The organism is Bacillus sp. Bvel1 (assembly GCF_014872755.1).
Taxonomy (GTDB): domain Bacteria; phylum Bacillota; class Bacilli; order Bacillales; family Bacillaceae; genus Bacillus; species Bacillus velezensis.
This window is the reverse complement of sequence record NZ_JAAOBZ010000006.1, coordinates 756,040-775,969: the sequence shown is the minus strand read 5'-3', so window position 1 is coordinate 775,969 and position 19,930 is coordinate 756,040. Positions and strand designations below refer to the sequence as shown.

22 protein-coding genes are annotated in these 19,930 nt (G+C 45.5%); all 22 read right to left on the bottom strand.

From position 1 onward, the window contains the following. Positions 1 to 27 precede the first annotated feature (27 nt). Positions 28 to 447 (bottom strand): flagellar basal body-associated protein FliL, encoded by a 420-nt coding sequence (fliL, locus tag HAP68_RS07900; protein WP_003154241.1) that lies wholly within the window; start codon positions 445 to 447, stop codon positions 28 to 30. Further along, positions 444 to 659 (bottom strand): swarming motility protein SwrD, encoded by a 216-nt coding sequence (gene swrD / locus HAP68_RS07895; protein WP_003154243.1) that lies wholly within the window; start codon positions 657 to 659, stop codon positions 444 to 446. Before swrD ends, fliL begins: the two co-directional genes overlap by 4 nt. A 39-nt stretch (positions 660 to 698) precedes the next feature. Next, positions 699 to 1,475 carry a flagellar basal body rod protein FlgG gene (gene flgG, locus HAP68_RS07890; protein ID WP_003154244.1) on the bottom strand — a complete coding sequence of 259 codons (777 nt, stop codon included), beginning with the start codon at positions 1,473 to 1,475 and terminating at the stop codon, positions 699 to 701. Positions 1,476 to 1,499: 24 nt separating this feature from the next. Beyond that, on the bottom strand, positions 1,500 to 1,940 hold the full coding sequence (gene flgD, locus HAP68_RS07885; RefSeq protein WP_003154247.1) for a flagellar hook assembly protein FlgD: 441 nt from the start codon (positions 1,938 to 1,940) through the stop codon (positions 1,500 to 1,502). Next, positions 1,941 to 3,284, bottom strand: a complete 1,344-nt coding sequence (locus HAP68_RS07880; protein WP_024085300.1) for a flagellar hook-length control protein FliK — start codon at positions 3,282 to 3,284, stop codon at positions 1,941 to 1,943. 6 nt (positions 3,285 to 3,290) lie between these two features. Further along, a complete protein-coding gene (locus tag HAP68_RS07875) occupies positions 3,291 to 3,905 on the bottom strand; it encodes a MotE family protein (RefSeq protein ID WP_015388236.1) in 615 nt (204 codons plus the stop codon). Between the two features lie 11 nt (positions 3,906 to 3,916). Continuing rightward, on the bottom strand, positions 3,917 to 4,360 hold the full coding sequence (fliJ, locus tag HAP68_RS07870) for a flagellar export protein FliJ (protein WP_003154253.1): 444 nt from the start codon (positions 4,358 to 4,360) through the stop codon (positions 3,917 to 3,919). A gap of 5 nt (positions 4,361 to 4,365) precedes the next feature. Continuing rightward, positions 4,366 to 5,682 (bottom strand): flagellar protein export ATPase FliI, encoded by a 1,317-nt coding sequence (gene fliI, locus HAP68_RS07865; protein WP_003154254.1) that lies wholly within the window; start codon positions 5,680 to 5,682, stop codon positions 4,366 to 4,368. Continuing rightward, the gene (gene fliH / locus HAP68_RS07860) at positions 5,679 to 6,434 is read right to left on the bottom strand and encodes a flagellar assembly protein FliH (RefSeq protein WP_003154255.1); all 756 of its coding nucleotides are present in this window, start codon (positions 6,432 to 6,434) and stop codon (positions 5,679 to 5,681) included. The genes fliI and fliH overlap by 4 nt, the downstream gene beginning before the upstream one ends. Continuing rightward, a complete protein-coding gene (fliG, locus tag HAP68_RS07855) occupies positions 6,427 to 7,443 on the bottom strand; it encodes a flagellar motor switch protein FliG (RefSeq protein WP_003154256.1) in 1,017 nt (338 codons plus the stop codon). The genes fliH and fliG overlap by 8 nt, the downstream gene beginning before the upstream one ends. Positions 7,444 to 7,455: 12 nt before the next feature. Further along, positions 7,456 to 9,066, bottom strand: a complete 1,611-nt coding sequence (gene fliF, locus HAP68_RS07850) for a flagellar basal-body MS-ring/collar protein FliF (protein ID WP_003154257.1) — start codon at positions 9,064 to 9,066, stop codon at positions 7,456 to 7,458. 42 nt (positions 9,067 to 9,108) lie between these two features. Beyond that, on the bottom strand, positions 9,109 to 9,429 hold the full coding sequence (gene fliE, locus HAP68_RS07845; protein ID WP_003154258.1) for a flagellar hook-basal body complex protein FliE: 321 nt from the start codon (positions 9,427 to 9,429) through the stop codon (positions 9,109 to 9,111). 10 nt (positions 9,430 to 9,439) lie between these two features. Then, the gene (flgC, locus tag HAP68_RS07840; RefSeq protein WP_003154259.1) at positions 9,440 to 9,892 is read right to left on the bottom strand and encodes a flagellar basal body rod protein FlgC; all 453 of its coding nucleotides are present in this window, start codon (positions 9,890 to 9,892) and stop codon (positions 9,440 to 9,442) included. Then, positions 9,892 to 10,281: a flagellar basal body rod protein FlgB gene (flgB, locus tag HAP68_RS07835; RefSeq protein ID WP_003154260.1), complete on the bottom strand. Its 390-nt coding sequence runs from the start codon at positions 10,279 to 10,281 to the stop codon at positions 9,892 to 9,894. Before flgB ends, flgC begins: the two co-directional genes overlap by 1 nt. A 353-nt stretch (positions 10,282 to 10,634) precedes the next feature. Next, a complete protein-coding gene (gene codY, locus HAP68_RS07830) occupies positions 10,635 to 11,414 on the bottom strand; it encodes a GTP-sensing pleiotropic transcriptional regulator CodY (RefSeq protein WP_003154263.1) in 780 nt (259 codons plus the stop codon). A gap of 37 nt (positions 11,415 to 11,451) precedes the next feature. Next, the gene (gene hslU, locus HAP68_RS07825; protein ID WP_024085299.1) at positions 11,452 to 12,855 is read right to left on the bottom strand and encodes an HslU--HslV peptidase ATPase subunit; all 1,404 of its coding nucleotides are present in this window, start codon (positions 12,853 to 12,855) and stop codon (positions 11,452 to 11,454) included. Positions 12,856 to 12,871: 16 nt separating this feature from the next. After that, entirely contained in the window at positions 12,872 to 13,417 is a 546-nt protein-coding gene (gene hslV / locus HAP68_RS07820; RefSeq protein WP_003154267.1) for an ATP-dependent protease subunit HslV, read from the bottom strand. 15 nt (positions 13,418 to 13,432) lie between these two features. Continuing rightward, positions 13,433 to 14,350, bottom strand: a complete 918-nt coding sequence (gene xerC / locus HAP68_RS07815; protein WP_007409774.1) for a tyrosine recombinase XerC — start codon at positions 14,348 to 14,350, stop codon at positions 13,433 to 13,435. Between the two features lie 69 nt (positions 14,351 to 14,419). Beyond that, positions 14,420 to 15,727, bottom strand: a complete 1,308-nt coding sequence (gene trmFO, locus HAP68_RS07810) for an FADH(2)-oxidizing methylenetetrahydrofolate--tRNA-(uracil(54)-C(5))-methyltransferase TrmFO (RefSeq protein WP_003154273.1) — start codon at positions 15,725 to 15,727, stop codon at positions 14,420 to 14,422. A gap of 64 nt (positions 15,728 to 15,791) precedes the next feature. Then, a complete protein-coding gene (gene topA / locus HAP68_RS07805) occupies positions 15,792 to 17,867 on the bottom strand; it encodes a type I DNA topoisomerase (protein WP_003154274.1) in 2,076 nt (691 codons plus the stop codon). A gap of 181 nt (positions 17,868 to 18,048) precedes the next feature. After that, entirely contained in the window at positions 18,049 to 18,948 is a 900-nt protein-coding gene (gene dprA, locus HAP68_RS07800; RefSeq protein ID WP_015388238.1) for a DNA-processing protein DprA, read from the bottom strand. A gap of 64 nt (positions 18,949 to 19,012) precedes the next feature. Then, a complete protein-coding gene (gene sucD, locus HAP68_RS07795; protein WP_003154281.1) occupies positions 19,013 to 19,915 on the bottom strand; it encodes a succinate--CoA ligase subunit alpha in 903 nt (300 codons plus the stop codon). Positions 19,916 to 19,930 lie beyond the last annotated feature (15 nt).

Sequence of the window (19,930 nt, the reverse complement as noted above, 5' to 3'; positions counted from 1 at the left end):
CACCTCCGTATTCTGTCAAATTTGTTTTTATTGCAGATTAAAGGAGGTAATGTACACTTTCTGAACTTTTCCTTCTTGGAGATAGCTGTTTACTTTCTCTTTTAATGATTGTTTAAACGCTTCTCTTCCTTTATCTCCCTCAATCTCTCCGGCGCTTGTGTCAGCTAAAATGGAAATGATGTTGTCTTTCACCTGAAAATCGCGTTTTTCAAGTTCTTCCTTCGCTTTAGCCGAGTCGGTTTCAAGCTTGATGCCGATACGGATGATGCTGTCAGACTTTAAGTTTGTCGTGATATCGTCGACAGACACAGTGGCTGCAACGACTTCGTCAATTGTCGGCTTTTTATCTTTGCCGGAATGTCCGCTGACGACAAAATATGCTGCCGTTCCGAGGCCGGCGATGACAATTAAAATAATCAGCAAAATGATGACTAATTTTTTCTTCATTCTTCTTCCTCTATTCCCTGATCCAGTGAAAATATTTGTATGCTATGGTAAAACGATATGACTTTTTTGAGAACTGCTTCTTCCGGTTCTTTCACTACGAACTTTTTGCCGTTGGACAGTGTAATCGTCGTGTCGGGGAAGCACTCAATCTGTTCGATAAACAGCGCGTTCAGCGTAAAAGGCTGGCCGTTTAAACGGGTGACTTGAATCATGCAATCCGGAGAAGCGGCCTAACCGCCTCTCCTCCCTCCTTACCGTTTCAGATTAACCAGCTCCTGAAGGATTTCATCTGAAGTCGTAATGATTTTTGAGTTTGATTGGAAACCGCGCTGAGCAACGATCATTTCGGTAAATTCATCTGTCAGATCTACGTTTGACATTTCAAGATAGCCTGCCAAAAGCTTACCCGTTCCGTTTTCGCCCGGAGTGGTGACTGCGCTCGCAGCTCCTGAACTTAATGATTCTCTGTAAAGGTTGCCTCCGATTTTTTCCAGACCGGCGCTGTTAGGGAACGTGACAAGACCGATTTGTCCAGCATCATGAACCGCATCCCCTGCATCAGTGTATGTAACGGTTCCGTCTGCACCGATGCTGTAATCTTTCGCATCAGTCGGAATATTGATTTTGCCGCCGCCGATTTTTTCAAGGTAGTACCCGTCAGTCGTAACAAGGTTGCCTTGATTGTCCTTTCCGAAATTCCCCGCACGTGTGTAAACGATTCCCGAACCTGTATTAATCTGAAAGTAGCCGTCTCCGTCAATGGCTAGGTCGGTTTTATTCTGTGTAGCCTGCGGGGCGCCGGTTGAATGAACGACATCAATGGAAGAAGTCGCGGCACCCAAGCCGATTTGTTTTGAATTGGTCACGTTTGAACCGCCGGCGACTGTCTGGCTGATCATATCTTTAAATGTAACGCGGCTTTTCTTAAATCCCACTGTGTTGACATTGGCGATGTTATTGCCGATTACATCTAGTTTTGTCTGAAAGTTTTTCATGCCGCTGATACCGGAATATAATGAACGTAACATGTTAAATTCCCCCTGGGTTTCTTTTTATTTAGATGTTTCGCTGACGGCCGTGACATTCCACGGACTGACCTCTTTGCCATTTTCAAGCACGAGCACGTAATTGCCGTTTGAATGCTTGACTGAATTGACTGGGCTTGTCTGATCCTTCCCGTCGCTGTCGCTGAATGTGACATTTTTGCCGATCCAGTTCACATACATCGTAAACGGATCTTGATTTTCTACAAATTTAGTCATCGTCGTATTCATATTCATCATTTGTTCCAATGAAGAAAATGTCGCCATCTGGCTGATGAATTCTTTGTCATCAACCGGATTGAGCGGGTCCTGGTTTTGAACCTGTGTCATTAAGATCTTCAGAAATTCGTCTTTCCCTAAATTCGTACTGCTGTTTACTGCGGAGGTGCTCTTCGCGTTTGAAGTGGTTGAAGCGCCCGCCGCGGCATAATCCGAGTTTACTGATGTCAACTATTCTTCCTCCATTTCATTGAGAGAAAGCTCCTCCAGCATATCTCCGAAATCGCCTGACTGCTGCTGGTTCTTCTGCTCTCTCTGTCCCTGATGCTGCTGTTTATTGTGATCGGCCGTCTGCCCGTAAACAGACTGCTGATCCCCGCCTTGAAGCGGGACTGTAAAACGGTCGACCTGGACCGACATATTCGGAAGCGACTGTTTCAGCTGAGGAAGATGCTGTTCCAGCAGCTCTTTCGCGGACTGGCTGGATGCGATTATTTTGCTTTGAAACATCCCGTTTTCGTTTGTCACCTTAATTGTGACAAATCCGAGGTTCTCGGGATTAAGACGAATCGTAAAGCTTCCGGTTGTTTTCCCGAAAGGCGTGTATTTCATCTGTTTCCAGCCGCTGATGACCTGATCCGTTAACGGTTTATTTTCTGCCGGCTGCTGTTCAGCTCCTGCGGACGCTTGCTGAATGCCGGCAAGGCTTCTCGTTCCCGAAAACAGTATATGTGCAGACAATTTGCTGTCAGGCGCCTTTGCGTGAGAAACCGTGCCGCCGTTTTGCTGTTCCGTTTTCCCGGCTGACTCTTGGGATGATTCAGATGATTGAGATAACACAAAAGCTTTCAGCTCAGTTTCAGCCATATCCCATTCCTTTGTTCCCTTTTGAGAAAGGCCCGCAAGCTGCTCCGCGACGCTTTGAAAGCTCTTCAGCTCAGCGGCTGTCATGGAGTAAAGTTTAGATGCAGATTCGTTTTTCGGAAAAAATGTCTGCCGCAGGTCTTGAATCACGCGGTCCGGAACGCCTTGTTTTTTCAATGCCTCTAATAAACGGGCGCCTTCCTGGTAAACCGCCTTTGCCTGCGTGCTGTCCGGCAGTTCCTGCTGAGATGTGAAGAGCTGGGATACGGCTTCTTGAATGAAAAGCAGGCCCTTCTCAAGCGCATCCTTGACGGAATCCCCGTCTTTTGCGGAAGAATCCGGCTCATTCGTTTCAGGCTTCGCCCCATGCTGTTTTCCCGCTAACATGTCTTCAACGGATTCGGCAAGCTGTTTCAATAAAGGAAGAGCTGTTTCAGCCGTCTGCTTTCCTTCAAGAGCTTTTACCGCCTCAAGCAGCTGTTTAAGCTGCAATTCTTTATCTTCCGGGCCGGCTTTCAGCCAATCACCGATTTTCGATAGGGCATCATTCAGCTCTGCGTCACTTGTTTTTGTTTCATCTCCGGGCTGCCGGGGAGAAGTGATTTCCGACAGGAGCCAGTTCTGAAATAGACCTAAGCTGTTTACATTCATCTTCACATTGCTGTTTTGCGCAGTCTGCGTACGATTACCCGTTAATTCAAGCAGCTTCAACTTACATCACTCCTTATTTCCGTCAGCGGATAGTTTTTCTGTATATTTAGCCGCTTGTTCAGGAGTCATTTTCGTCAAGATTTCAGCAAGCTGCTTTTTACTTAATCCGTTTAAAATATCGAGGGCTTCTTTTTCTTTCAGCTTTACGATAATGCTTGCCGCTTTACCGCTGTCCATACTTTTATAGATGTTGATCATTTTATCTTTTCCGGCTGAATCCGAAGCGTCTTTTTTCGTTTCATCCGTCTTCGTTTTCTGCTGCTGTTCAGCTTCCTGTTTCAGCGAACGGATTTTCTGATTCAGATTATCGATTTCGGACTTGCTTGTATCTAAATCTTTATTCAAAATGTTAATTTCACTTTTTTGTTCCTTTATGGTCTTTTCAAGAGAAGCCGTTCTGTCTTCCTTCTGCTTTTCCGCCGCGCTTTTCATTTCTTTCGTTTCGGGAACCAATTCTTTTAAAACAGGCGTTTTAGCGGCTGTTTCCTGAATCGGCTTCATCACATCAACGCCGGCAGCCCAAAGGATGATGCTTGCGACGATGATCAGAAAAATCAGCGGGATCATGATAAAAAGCAGGATTGAACCGAACTTTCCAGATCTCTTTTCTTTATCGGCCATTTCATTCGCTCCTAATGCCCCTGAATCATAAACTGCTTGATTGAAATGTCGTCCATTTCCCTCATCTCTGCAGCTTTGTCTTCAAGTGCGAACATATTAAATTGTTTTTCCCGCATTTTTTCAAATTTCTTTACTTCAATGTTTTTTTCGGTGAGCTGTTCCTGCTTCTCATTCATTTCATTTCGTTTCATGATGACAAGCTTTTGATAATGATAGATGGTGTTCTCAAGATTGGAAACGAATTGCTGATAATGTCTCATTTCCTGAACGCTCATCCCGCATTTCAGCTTTGATTCTTTGTCTTTTTCGAGCAATTCTTTTTTGCTCATATTTTCATATAGTTTTTCAGCCACTGTCTCAAATTCAGAAACCGATTGTCTGTATTCAGTCAATGTTTGGTCTTTTTCATTTTCTTTTAATTCCAGCAGCTTTTGAAATCTGAATTGGTACGCCATGATGTTTATTCCTCTTTTCCTGTCAGACTCGTCAATGCCGCAATGCTGTCTTCCAATTGAGCAGGTTCTTCCGTTCCTTGTTTTAAAAATTGAATAAGCTGCGGATAAAACTGAATCGCTTCATCAATTTCTCTTGATGACCCTCTTTTGTAAGCTCCAATATTAATGAGATCTTCAGAGTTTTGATAAGTTGACAGAAGATCGCGGAATTTGTTGGCCGCCTCTATGTGCGCTGTGTCTGAAATATTAGACATGACCCTGCTGATGCTTTTCAGGATGTTCACGGCCGGGAACTGTCCTTTGTTGGCAAGCGCCCGATCGAGAACGATATGCCCGTCTAATATTCCGCGCACCGTATCGGCAATCGGTTCGTTCATGTCATCTCCGTCAACGAGAACCGTATAAAAAGCGGTTATCGTTCCTTGTTCATTTGCGCCCGTTCTTTCCAGCAAACGGGGCAAAATAGCGAACACAGAAGGTGTATATCCCTTTGTTGTCGGCGGTTCTCCCGCTGCCAGGCCGATTTCCCGCTGAGCCATCGCGACCCTCGTGACGGAGTCCATCATGAACATCACATTCCGGCCTTTATCGCGGAAATACTCCGCAATGGCGGTGGCCGTATACGCCGCTTTCAATCGCATTAACGCAGGCTGATCAGAGGTCGCGACTACGACTATCGAGCGTTTCAGGCCTTCTTCGCCTAAATCCTTCTCGATGAATTCACGCACCTCGCGCCCCCGTTCACCGACAAGTGCGATAATGTTTAAATCAGCTTCAGTCTGCTTCGCAATCATTCCCATCAAGGTGCTTTTTCCGACTCCGCTTCCGGCAAAAATCCCGATTCTCTGCCCTTTTCCTACCGTCAGCAGACTGTCAATCGATCTGACGCCGACACCCATCTTTTCCCGTATCGGCGGGCGTTTCATCGGGTTTGGCGGCGGCTGTTCCGTCGAAACGGGGGACAAACCTTTCGGAAGCGCCCGGCCGTCAAGAGGTTCGCCGAACGCGTCGACAACTTGTCCGATTAAACCCGCCCCTACTTTGATGCGGAGCGACTCGCCAGTGGCCTCCACAATGCTGCCCGGCGCGATGCTGGCCGCTTCCAGATAAGGCATTAGCAGAATGTTTTCATCCTGGAAGCCTACAACCTCAGCTTTAATCGCTTTTTTTGCATGGCCTTTCGGATAAATGAGACAAACATCTCCGATTGAGCTTTCGGGCCCTTTTGATTCAATCATCAGCCCGATGACCCGTTTAACCTTGCCGTAGCGTTTGTACGGATCCGCTGTTTCAATTGAGTCTATTAAATACTGTGTCTTCATTGCTCCGCTCCCGCCTCAAGCGCCGTTAAAAGCTTTTGCTTTAATTGCATCAGCTGAGTGTCTATGCCTGCATCAACACGTCCGAACGGAGTTTCTATCGAGCACGTTCCCTTCGCGGCTTTTTCATCGGCATATAAGCTTAATCTGCATTCTTTGTATAACAGCTGCTGAATTTCGTCCATATGCTGATGAACCGTCTCATAATATTCAGGGTCCACATAGATGGAGATGTCATCATAATCTTTTACTTCGGCTACTACCTGTTTGACCAGCAGAAGGAAAGCCTCTTTATCGTCACTTTTTTGCCGCCATACTTTTTTAGCGAGCGCAACGGAAAGCTCAATAATTTCTTCCTCAGCGCTTTCCAGTTTTTCCTCGACTGACTGTCTCGCCATTTCCATAACGGCATTGGCCCGGCTGATGAGATTGGCATATTCTGCTTGAGCATCGGCTTTTCCCAATGCCATGCCTTCTTTATATCCTTCTGCCTTCGCTTCTTCAATCAATCTTTGTTTTTCTTCCGCCCAGCGGTTTTTCTCTTCTTCAATCTGCCGAAGAGTGTGATCCAATTGACTTTTCGCTTCTTCAGACACCCTGTCGGCTTCGGCCTTGGCAAAGGCCATGAGTGCCTCCGGATTTTCAGGTTCCTCCCGATCTGGCTGGGAATGTGTTTTCCTGACTTCCTGCAAGGATAGCTTGCGCCGTTTTTGTTCAGGAGAAAATGATGATTGCTGTTTAATGATATTAGACAATAATATCGTCTCCTCCGCCTCGCGCGATTACAATTTCTCCGGCTTCTTCCAGCTTGCGGACGACGCCCACGATTCTTGATTGCGCCTCTTCCACATCACGCAAACGCACAGGCCCCATAATTTCCATTTCCTCTTTAAATGTTTCAACCATACGCTGTGACATATTGCTGAAGACAATCTCTTTGACTTCCTCGCTCGCAACCTTCAATGAAAGCAGGAGGTCGTCGTTTTCAACATCTCTGATCACGCGCTGAATCGCACGGTTATCAAGGGTGACAATATCTTCAAAGACAAACATCCGTTTTTTGATTTCATCCGCCAATTCAGGATCTTGGATTTCTAATGAATCAAGGATCGTTTTTTCCGTTCCTCTGTCTACGCCGTTTAACACTTCAACAACGGCTTCTATGCCGCCGGTCTGCGTATAATCCTGCGTAAAGGAGGAGGACAGCTTTTGTTCAAGGACCCGCTCCACTTCATTTATGATTTCGGGAGACGTTCTGTCCATAACCGCAATCCTTCTTGCCACCTCAGCCTGAACGTCCGGGTTCAGCTCAGACAAAATCTGTCCGGCCTGCACCGGGTCAAGGTAGGATAAAATCAGCGCCATCGTTTGCGGATGTTCCTGCTGAATAAAATTTAAAATCTGTTCGGGCTCCGCTTTTCTCGCAAAATCAAACGGCTTTACCTGCAAAGAAGAGGTGAGCCTGTTTAAAATGCTTACCGCTTTGTCTTCTCCGAGCGCTTTTTCAAGCACTTGGCGGGCGTAATTTAAACCGCCTTGTGAAATATAGTCCTGAGCGATTGCGATATTATGAAATTCTTCAATGATTTCATCTTTTCTTTGATGATCGACGCTTCTGACTCCCGAAATTTCGAGAGTCAATCTTTCTATTTCTTCTTCAGACAAATGCTTGTACACAGAAGCTGATACATCAAGGCCTAAGGAAATCATGAGGATGGCTGCTTTTTGTTTTCCTGTAAGCTTGTTCTGATCACGTTTCGCCATTTTCCATTCCCCCTAATCCTCGTCCAGCCAGCTTCGAAGCAATTTAGCAAAGTCTTCCGGTTTTTCTTTAGCCATTTTTTCAAGCTGTTTTCGTCTGACTGTTTCTTCCGTTTCAATTTTCTCTTCGTTGATATCAGGCAATCGAACCGGCTCCGGCGGTGTTTCATATTCATATTCTTCGTATTCATCCTCTTGTGAGCGTTTCTTTCTGATAAGGAGAATAATAAGCAGAATAATGGCCGCAAGCAGTACGCCGCCTGTAATATATACCCAGATCGGAAGACCTGAAGATTGTGCCGAATCTGTGTTCAGGCTTGTTTTTCCGTCAAACGGCTGAACGGATACAACGATTTTATTGTTGATATCATTGTCTGTCAGGTTTTGATTTTGCGTTTCGTTTTTATCAAGAGACGTTCTGACGACCGTTCCTAAAATCTTCTGTATATCAGCCTGTCTCTGTGCTGATAAGGAAGCGGCATTTTTCGGATTAGGCGGCTCCACCATGACCTGAATGCCTAAATCACGCACTTTATACGGGCTTTCCGCGATTTCTTTATGAATGCGGTTGACTTCATAGTTGATTTTATTGCTGCTTTTTTCGTAGTCCCCGCTGTTTGAACCGCCGTTTGTCTCGGCATAGTTCGCGGTGTCATTGCTTCCCGTTCCGGCCGTGCCGCCGTTGGCCGCGCCATCGCCTTTATACGTTTCCGCGACTTTTTCGGCGCTTACCGCTATGCCTTCCATGTTATCTTTATCGACAGGTTCAACAGTGTCTTCAGTGCGTTTTTCCTTCGTGAAGTCAATATCCGCCGTTACAGAAACAACGACCTTATCCTGCCCCATCATTGTGCCGAGCAGTGACTGAACATGTTTTTGAATGTCCTTTTCGACCTGCGACTTAATACCTTGCTGAGATGCATAACTGTCAGAAACGGACCCTGCACCGCTGTCACTTTTGTCATAATATGTAGAATTTTGATCCATTATGACGATATTATCTTCTTTTAAGTTCGGAACACTTTTAGAAACGAGATGGTACAGCCCGTTGATCTGGTTTTGATCAAGCGAGTAGCCCGGTTTCATCTGCAAAACGATGGATGCGGACGCTGCCGGCTGATCTTCACCGACGAACACGGCTTCTTTCGGCATATTGATCATGACCTTCGAGCTTTTAATACCGTCCATTTCATTTATCAGGTTTGACAATTCGGTCTGAGTCGCCTCAACCTTTAAAACGTCAAACTCATTATCTGTCAGGCCGAAGCCCGCATTTTGTCCGAAAAACGAATAATCAATTGATCCCGTTTTCGGCAGGCCTTCCGCGGCAAGCTGGACTTTAAGTGAATCCACTTGGCTCTCAGGAACCTTAATGACCGTGCCGCCGTCAGCAAGTTCAGAAGACACCTTTTTCGTATCGAGCTCTTCTTTAATCTTCCCCGCTTCTTCCGCGGACAAATCTTTATAAAGAGGCACCATCTTTTCAGACGAAGTAAAAATAATAACGACGATGAGTAAAATAATGAATGCGGCCAAGCCGCTTACCATGAGTATCTTCTGTGTTTTTGATCTGTTGTTCCAAAACGCTGCCGTTTTGGTTTTCATTTGCATTAGAGTACGATTCATGTTAACCCCCGGTCATTCCAGTCATTCTCTTCAATCTGACCACTACATCTGCATTCTCATGATTTCCTGATAGGCTTCCACGGCTTTATTGCGGAATTCGGTAGCGGCCGTCAGAGAGATATTTGCTTTTTGGGCAGCGATCATGACCTCGTCAAGGTTTACATCCTTTCCTGCAGCCAGTCCGTTCGTTATTTGGTCAGATTTTACTTGTGACTCATTTAACGAATCAATAGAGTTTTTTAAAAGCTCCGAAAAGCTTGTTTGGTTTGAAGAATCAGTTTTTTGAGTTTGGTTTAATTGATTCGTTACGTTTTGAGTGTTTTGGGTTTGTTGAAGCTGAAAAGGAGTAATAGCGTTAACCACTTACATCACCTTACTTTCCGATTTCTAAAGCCTTCAAAAGCATGCCTTTGGAGGCGTTTAATGCAGTTACGTTTGCTTCATATGATCTCGTGCTGCTGACAAGATCCACCATTTCTTTTAATGGGTCTACATTTGGTTTTTGTACATATCCGTCTTTATTCGCGTCAGGATTCTCCGGATCATAAACGAGATTAAAAGCGGACGGGTCTTCCGTAACGCCAGATACCTTTACGCCATTTCCCGCGCTTCCTGTTCCGTTCATCTTGGAATGTAAAAGGGACGAAAATGATTCGCCTCCGGATTGGAGAGATACCAGCTTTCTTCTGTAAGGCACCCATTCGCCATTTACCTGCTTCGCTCTCGTTGTATCCATATTGGCCAGGTTGGACGATACGACGTCCATCCGGACACGCTGTGCAGTTAAAGCGGAGCCCGAAATATTTAAGCTTTGAAAGCCACTCATTATTTTCCTCCTGTCAAGACGGTTTTCAGAGAATTGAATTTGCCGCTCATTCTTTCAACCAAAGCCTGATAATTAATTTGGTTTTCGGCTAAATCTGTCATTTCTTTGTCGATATCGACATTGTTTCCGTTTTGCTGGTACGATGTATCACTGCTGGACACGATAGAATAATCGTCCCCTGAACCCGTAAAGTCAACGTGCCGATAGTCGGTTTTTACCGCTTCAAGATTGGATGTTTCCTGATCTAACAAATTTCGGAAAGAGACTTTTTTTGCCTTATAGTTCGGTGTATCTATATTGGCGATGTTATTAGTTAAGACTTTTTGCTTAATGTCCGCTCTCCCCAAGGCATTCTCAAGATTTTGTATAGTTCCAGAAAATAAGTCCAAATCCACTTACCTCCATTTCAGATATTTTTCTCCTAAAAATCCTTGTCGAGAATTGTAAAACCATATGCTTATTGTAAGAAATAACAGGCTTAAAGTCTATGAAGTTAGGCTAAAAAAAAGTGCTCAATTATATCTATTTTGCATGTAGGTATTAAGTCCTAGAGTATTTGGACTACAAGCATTTGTTTAATATAAGACTGAAAATAGCAGAATTTCTGTATCTTCCTCCTTTTTTCACACAGCAAGATGGATTATCTCAGATCAGCTTCCAATAAGCAACTTTAAACTGCAACTTTTCACCTATTGTCCATAAAAAAAGCAGGACCCCCATTTTCAGGGATCCTGCTTTTGTCTTAATGAGATTTAAGGTTTTCCAATTCAATAAGGAATTTGTTGTTCAGAACTTTAATGTACGTCCCCTTCATACCCAGTGATCTGGATTCAATGACGCCTGCGCTTTCCAGCTTTCTCAGCGCGTTAACGATTACTGAACGCGTAATGCCGACACGGTCCGCAATTTTACTTGCCACGAGCAAGCCTTCGTTTCCGTCAAGCTCTTCAAAGATATGCTCAATCGCTTCAAGTTCACTGTAAGACAGAGAGCTGATCGCCATTTGAACAACCGCTTTGCTTCGCGCCTCTTCTTCGATTTCTTCCGCTTTTTCTCTTAAAATCTCCATTCCTACAACGGTTGCCCCGTATTCAGCAAGAATGAGATCATCATCTTCAAATTGATCCTGCAGACGGGACAGAATCAGCGTGCCCAGTCTCTCTCCTCCGCCGATGATCGGCACGATCGTTGTTAAGCCCGCTTGGAACAGGTCTCTGTTTTCCACAGGAAATGCCGTGTATTCGCTGTTGATATCAAGGTTTGAAGACGTCTCCGGAACATTGAACAGATTTCTCGTGTACTCTTCCGGGAACTGGCGGTCTTCAAGCATTTTTTTCATGCGGTCATTTTCAATCTGCTGATTAATAGAGTAGCCCAAAAGCTTTCCTCTGCGGCTGACGACGAAAATATTAGAATCAATGACGTCACGAAGCGTTTCAGCCATTTCTTTAAAGTTTACGGGTTTGCCTGCCGCAGCCTGCAGCATGCTGTTAATAATTCGTGTTTTTTGTAGTAAAGCCATGATAAATAATCCTCCTAGAATTCCTCTTATTAAATTTTCACAATATAAATTGACTTAGATCTTTGTTGTTTGCAATCGTTCCGAGCTTTTCTTCAACATATTGCGGCGTGATGGCGACTTTTTCCATCGTCACGTCCGGCGCTTCAAACGACAGGTCTTCCAAGAGACGTTCCAATATCGTGTGAAGCCTTCTCGCTCCGATGTTGTCCGTATCCTGATTCACATGATAAGCCACTTCGGCGATCTTACGAATAGCTTCGTCAGAAAATTCAAGAGATATACCTTCTGTCTGCAATAAAGCCTGATATTGTTTTAACAGCGCGTTATCGGGTTCGACGAGAATCTTCACAAAATCATCCACCGTCAGCTTGCTCAATTCTACACGAATCGGAAAGCGGCCCTGCAGCTCCGGAATCAGATCAGACGGTTTGGCCATATGGAATGCCCCGGCTGCGATAAACAGCACGTGATCTGTTTTGACGGAGCCGTATTTCGTGACGACGGTAGATCCTTCGACAATCGGAAGGATATCTTTTTGAACGCCTTCTCTCGATACATCTGCTGAGGAAGAAGCCCCTCCGTTTTTTGCGATTTTATCTATTTCGTCAATAAAGATAATGCCGCCCTCTTCAGCTCTTAACACGGCCTCTTGGCCGACTTCATCCATATCGATTAATTTGCCTGCCTCTTCATTGGTCAGAACCTTCCTTGCTTCTCTGACCGTCATTTTGCGGCGTTTTTTCTTTTTTGGCATCAGATTGCTCAGCGCATCCTGCATATTCATGCCCATCTGCTCCATCCCGGAGCCTTGCAGCATGTCAAACATCGACGGCTGCTGCTCTTCCACCTCTACGGAAACGTAATGGTCTTCGAGCTCTCCCAATGCGAGCTGATGCGCCATGCGTTTTCTTTTTTCTTCAAGGCTTGCTTCTTCCTGCTGATCGGCTTCATCATCATTTGCCGTCTGACTTCCTCCGAAAAGCATTTCAAACGGATTTTTCACACCCGCTTGTTTTTTCTTTCCCGGAACGAGAAGCCGCACGATACGTTTGTTTGCATTTTCTTCAGCCTGTTCTTTCACTTCGCTGATTTTTTCTTCTTTAATGAGCCGCACGGATGTCTCAACGAGGTCTCTGACCATTGATTCGACATCTCTGCCTACATAGCCGACTTCTGTAAATTTTGTCGCTTCAATTTTTATAAATGGCGCACCGGTAAGCTTGGCGATCCGTCTGGCGATCTCTGTTTTCCCCACCCCGGTCGGGCCCATCATCAGGATGTTTTTGGGAACGATCTCGTCTCTCAGTTTTTCATCAAGAAGACTTCTGCGATAGCGGTTTCTTAATGCCACGGCGACAGCTTTTTTCGCATCCTGCTGTCCTACAATGTATTGATCCAACCGATCTACGATTTGTCTCGGTGTTAACGGTTTGTTTTCCATGCGCCTCAAGTCCTTTCTATTCAAGTTCTTCCAAAATGATCTGATCGTTTGTGTACACACAAATCTCGCCTGCGATTTTCAAAGCGGCTTTTGCAATATCTTTGGCGGACAGATTCTCTCCGGCATAGGTTTTCAGCGCTCTTCCTGCTGAAAGGGCGTAGTTTCCGCCGGAGCCGATTGCCAAAATGCCGTCATCCGGCTCAATCACTTCACCTGTTCCCGATACGAGAAGCAAGGTATCCTGGTTCATGACAATCAGCATGGCTTCCAGCTTGCGCAGCACTTTATCGCTGCGCCATTCTTTCGCAAGCTCAACCGACGCACGTTTTAAATTGCCGTTGTATTCTTCAAGCTTCGCCTCAAACATTTCAAAAAGTGTGAAAGCGTCTGCAACAGATCCCGCAAATCCGGCCAGAACCTTTCCGTTAAACAGCTTTCTCACTTTTCTCGCGGTATGTTTCATGACTACAGCCTGACCGAATGTGACCTGGCCGTCTCCTGACATAGCGCTTTTCCCGTTATGCTGGACGGCAAAAATCGTTGTCGCATGAAAAGATGACATGAGAAGGGCCTCCTTTTAATTTTCTTTAAAAGCTCTCGGGTGGTGGGACATATATGTGTTTCTCAGCATTTCCTTCGATACATGCGTGTATATCTGCGTAGAAGACAGATTGGAATGGCCCAAAAGCTCCTGGACGCTTCTTAAGTCAGCCCCTTCATTCAGCAGATGAGTCGCAAACGTGTGCCGAAGCATATGCGGGTGTATATGTAAAGTGCCGGATGCTTTTTTTACAAGCCCGCTTAAAATATACCGGATTCCTCTGGCGGTCAGCGGGCCGCCTCTTTGATTGACAAACAGCACATCATGAGGCTCTTTTGCTTTTTCAAGCAGGCACTGCCTTCCGCTGTTGATATACAGCTCAAGCGCATCACGGGCATATGAGCCGAACGGGATATAGCGCTGCTTCTTGCCTTTCCCGTGAACGAGCACCGTATCCATGAACAGGTCAAGATCGCCGACAGTGAGCGTACAGCACTCACTGACCCTCATTCCGGTCGCATAAAGAAGCTCAAGCAGGGCCTGATCGCGCATCCCTGACGGCTGACTTCTGTCTGAGACAGCGAATAGTTCCTCAAGTTCTTTTTCATAAAGAAACTTCGGAATCCGTTTCTCTTGTTTCGGCAGATGAACAAGCTGAAACGGATTCTCTTCAACAAGCTTTTCCCTCATTAAAAATTTATAGAAGCTTCTCAAAGCTGAAATTTTCTTGCTGATTGTTTTTCTTGACAGGCCTTTTTCATAAGCCTCTGTCAAAAATATTCTCACATCATGATATGCAGCTTCTTTCATTCCATTTATATTTTGAGCATGCAGAAACATCCCAAATTCTTCAATCGAATTAACATAATTCACAATAGTATATTGTGAATAATTTTTTTCAATTTGTAAATATTCAACGAATAACTTTAAAAAAAAGTTAACATTCTCAGTCATTATGAAGACCTCCCTCTCCGAAGGGCTTTTAAATGGTATCATATAATGCATCGAAGTTGCAATGAAAAGCTATATCGTTTTCGAAATAGTTTGAATAGTCTCAATTGCGCGTTTAGCGTATTCTTCATTTCGTTCTTTTTTGTTTTTAATTTTTACAGGCAATTCTTTTAAGAGGCCGAAGTTTGCATTCATCGGCTGGAAGTTCTTCTGATTTGTCGTCGTAATGTAGTGAGCCATGCTTCCGATCGCCGTCTCCTGCGGGAATGTCACAAGATCCTGACCGAGCACAAGTTTGGCGGCATTGATTCCCGCTACAAGACCTGAAGCGGCAGATTCAACATAACCCTCTACACCGGTCATTTGGCCCGCGAAAAACAGATCGTTCCGCTGTTTAAATTGATATGTCGGGTTCAAAAGGCTCGGCGAGTTGATAAATGTGTTTCTGTGCATGACGCCGTATCTGACGATATCAACATTTTCAAGGCCGGGGATCAGTTTCAGCACTTCTTTTTGATCTCCCCATTTTAAATGTGTCTGAAAACCTACAATATTATAAAGCGTTCCCGCCGCGTCATCCTGTCTGAGCTGAACGACTGCATAAGGGCGCTTGCCTGTTTTCGGATCTTCCAGTCCGACCGGTTTCATCGGTCCGAACAGCATCGTTTTCTTGCCTCTTTTCGCCATGACTTCAATCGGCATGCAGCCTTCAAAGAAGATTTCTTTCTCGAATTCTTTTAAAGGAACCGTCTCAGCCGTCGTCAATGCTTCATAGAAACGGTCAAACTCTTCCTCTGTCATCGGGCAGTTTAAGTATGCCGCTTCTCCCTTGTCATAACGGGATTTTAAGTACACTTTATCCATATCAAGGCTGTCTTTTTCGACAATCGGCGCCGCCGCGTCATAAAAATACAGATACTCTTCTCCCGTGAGCTCTTTCAGCTGCTGTGAAAGCGATTCTGATGTAAGCGGTCCGGTCGCGATAACCGTCGGGCCTTCCGGAATCTCTGTTACTTCCTCAGTAAGAACCGTTACGTTCGGATGGTTTTTCACGAGATCCGTCACGCTTTGCGCAAATTCATGGCGGTCAACGGCAAGCGCTCCCCCTGCCGGAACCGAGCATTTATCAGCAGATTGAATGATTGCTGAGTCAAGCGCCCGCATTTCTTCTTTTAATACGCCTACCGCATTGGCGAGTGTATTTGAACGGAGGGAGTTGCTGCATACCAGTTCAGCGAATTTATCGGTATGATGGGCTGCCGTCTGCCTGACGGGCCGCATTTCGTATAGTTTTACTTGAATTCCTCGTTTTGCAAGCTGCCATGCCGCTTCACTTCCGGCAAGGCCTGCTCCGATTACATTAACTGTTTGCTGGTTCATTTCTTTTCATCTCCTGTTGTTTGTCCCTTCCACACAAAGAAGGTGAGCAAGGCTCTGCTCACCGCTACTTCTGTGGTTCTTCCTTATAATCGCATTCGACGCATTGGACTTGTATGCCTTTTTTAAGCTTTTTCTCTACGAGCATATTTTCACATTTCGGGCATTTTCGTTCAATCGGTTTGTCCCAAGATACGAAGTCGCATTCAGGATAACGGTCACAGCCGTAAAAGACGCGTTTCTTTTTTGATTTTCGTTCGACAATATTTCCTTCATGGCACTTAGGACATTTTACGCCGATTTGTTTAACAATCGGTTTTGTATTCCGGCAGTCAGGGAAGTTGGAACACGCCATAAATTTACCGTATCGGCCCATTTTATAAACCATCCGGGAGCCGCATAATTCACAATCTTCATCTGCGTATTCAGGTTCAATTTCCACTTCTTTCATTTCAGCTTCCGCTTTTTTCACGCGTTTTTCGAAATCGGTATAGAAGCTGTCAATGATTTGAACCCATTCTGTCTCGCCATCTTCAACATGGTCAAGGTCCCTTTCCATTTTAGCCGTGAATTCAACGTTGATGATTTCCGGGAAAAACTCCATGATAAGATCCAGCACGATCTGCCCAAGCTCAGTCGGCACAAACCGTTTATTGTCTAATCCCACGTAACCGCGGCGCTGGATGGTGTCAAGAGTCGGCGCATATGTCGAAGGACGGCCGATCCCCAGTTCTTCAAGCGTTTTAACCAGGCGCGCCTCTGTGTAACGCGGAGGCGGCTGAGTAAAGTGCTGCTCAGGCTCAATATCTTTTGATAAAACCGTGTCTCCCTCTTTAAGGTCCGGAAGCATGCGGTCTTTTTCTTCCAGCTGATCGTCTTTACCCTCTACATAGACTTTCATGAAGCCGGCGAATTTGACTTTACTTCCGTTTGCCCGGAATGTCAATCCGTTATTGCTGAGATCGACGCTCATCGTATCAAGTACGGCAGGCGCCATCTGGCTTGCAACAAAACGCTCCCAAATCAGCTTGTATAGTCTGAGCTGGTCTCTTCCAAGCACCGCTTTTAAGTCGGCAGGTTTTCTGAGCACCGAAGTCGGGCGGATCGCTTCGTGGGCATCTTGAGCGTTTTCATTTTTCTTTGCCGGTTTCCGTTTTCCCGCTAAGTACTCTTTTCCGTATGCCTGATCAATAAAAGCTGACGCCTCTTCAACGGCTGTATTGGAAATCCGCGTTGAGTCCGTTCTCATATACGTGATGAGTCCGACTGTCCCTTCTTTGCCGAGATCAATTCCTTCATATAATTGCTGAGCGATCATCATCGTTTTCTTCGCTCTGAAATTCAGCTTCCTGGCAGCCTCCTGCTGCAGAGTTGACGTTGTAAACGGCAGAGCGGGATTTCGTTTGCGCTCTTTTTTCGTCACCTTGTCAACTGTATACTTATTGCCTTTCAGCTGAGCAAGGACGGCTTTTACGTCTTCTTCGCTTTTTAAAGGAAGCTTTTTGCCGTTTTTCCCGAAAAATCCGGCTTCAAACGTCTCTTTTCCCTTTAAAAATGAGCCGGTAATCGTCCAGTACTCTTCAGGTTTAAAGTCATTGATTTCCTTTTCCCGGTCGATGATCAGCCGGAGCGCAACGGATTGAACACGGCCCGCACTGAGGCCTTTTTTTACTTTTTTCCAAAGAATCGGGCTGATTTTGTATCCGACGAGTCTGTCTAGTATGCGGCGCGCCTGCTGCGCATCGACAAGATCCATGTTAATCATGCGCGGATGTTTAAATGATTCTTTAATGGCGTCTTTCGTTATTTCATTAAAGACGACCCGGCAGTCAGAGCTGAGATCCAGATCAAGGCTGTGTGCGAGATGCCATGCAATCGCTTCCCCTTCTCTGTCGGGGTCGGCCGCGAGATAGACTTTTTTTGCTTTCTTTGCCGCTGTTTTTAATTCTTTTAAAACAGGGCCTTTTCCGCGGATCGTAATATATTTCGGTTCAAAGTTCTGTTCGATGTCAACTCCCATTTGACTTTTCGGAAGATCCCGGACATGTCCCATTGAAGCTTTGACTTTATATTTCTTCCCTAAATAACGTTCAATCGTTTTCGCCTTTGCCGGCGATTCCACGATGACTAGATAATCAGACATTTTCATCCCCCTCAAGAGGTGTTCTCTCTCTTTTCAAGTATCAATTCATTTTAGAGCTGCCTTTTTATGGCTTTCAACATTTCATTCTTTATGATGAACGTCATTTTATACATGAAAATAATATGCAACTTTAAATCCTCACTATTATTAAATATTACAATACCGTTTGTCAAACGATATTTCAAAAGGGTTCCGTATACTGAACGCATCGGGCGGTCAGCTCTCCGTCAATATCCTCTGCGCATAATACAGCTTTCGCCCCTTCTTGAATGAGTTTTATAGGTCCTCCGGAATATGGATTAAATATGGAACCCGGAACGGCAAATACCTCTCTGCCTTGATCGAGGGCCTGGTAAGCTGTGATTAATGAACCGCTTTTTTCTTTTCCCTGCACGACCACAATTCCTTCACTTAGTCCGCTGATTATGCGGTTTCTCATCGGAAAGTGCCATTTTTTCGGCTTTGTTTCAGGAGGATGTTCTGAGAGTAGGAGATGGTGTTCAGCCATGTATTCTGCTAACAGGAGATTTTCCCGGGGATAGATGTGATGGAATCCGCCGGCTATCACGCCGATCGTAAGCCCTTTTGCCCTGATGCTCGCCTTATGAGACAAACCGTCTATACCGGATGCAAGCCCGCTTACAATGACCCAGCCTTTTTTTGAGAGTTCGGCGGAAAGATGCCCAGCCGCTTTTATTCCGTCTTCCGTCGGTTTCCGCGTTCCTACAATCCCGATTTTTCTGCCTTTTTCAAGAAGCGGTGTGTTTCCTTTTGCATACAAGACAGCCGGCGGATCATAAATCGCTTTAAGCCATGTTGGGTAGCGGCTTGATGAAATCGGAATGACAGTAATGCCTTCGCGGCGGTAATCGGACAGAACTTCATCAAGTTCCGGATCCTTGCGCTCTATTTCCCGAAAAATTGCTTCCGGGGCTGTTTTCCCTTCTGATAAAACAGTTAATGGATGCGGATCCGGTAAAAAAGACAGAGAGTGATCAGCTTTCCACCATTTTAATAGAAGAGACGGGGAAATGATTTGATTAATACTGCAGACCATTAAACAGCGCGATGCTTGATCCAAATCGGGCAACCTCCTCTTTTTTCAGCAAAAACAGGAACAGCCGTTACGGCTGCCCCTGCTTCGATCAGTGCGTTTTGCACGTTTCAAATAAGCCTTTTTCTTTTAACACCTTAATCAGCGTTTCACCCATTACAGAAGGGGTTTCCGCGACTTCAATGCCGCAGGCGTTCATCGTTTTGACTTTTTCTTCTGCCGTGCCTTTTCCTCCGGAGATGATGGCGCCCGCATGGCCCATGCGTTTTCCCGGAGGCGCGGTTTTACCGCCGATAAAGCCGACAACAGGCTTCGTCATGTTCGCTTTCACCCACTCAGCCGCTTCTTCTTCAGCTGTGCCGCCGATTTCTCCGATCATGATGACGGCATGTGTTTCAGGATCTTCATTGAACGCTTTTAACACGTCAATAAAGTTCGTGCCGTTGACCGGATCGCCGCCGATCCCTACAGCGGTAGACTGGCCTACGCCGGCTTCTGAAAGCTGATGGACGGCCTCGTATGTCAATGTTCCTGAACGGGATACAACGCCTACATGACCCTTTTTATGAATGTATCCCGGCATAATGCCGATCTTGCATTCTTCAGGTGTAATAACACCCGGGCAGTTCGGCCCTATTAATCTCGTTTTCTTGCCTTCCATAAAGCGCTTCACTTTCACCATGTCCAAAACCGGAATGTGCTCAGTGATACAAATGACAAGATCAATTTCCGCGTCAACCGCTTCCATAATTGCGTCCGCCGCAAACGGAGCCGGCACGTAAATGACTGACGCATCAGCGCCCGTTGTATGAACCGCTTCTGCGACCGTATTGAATACCGGTACGCCTTCCGCTTCCGTTCCGCCTTTTCCAGGTGTTACACCGCCAACGATATTCGTGCCGTATTCCAGCATCTGCTTTGTATGAAATAAAGCGGTAGAACCTGTAATCCCCTGTACAATAACTCTTGTATCTTTATTGATAAAAACACTCATTATCTGGTCCCCTGC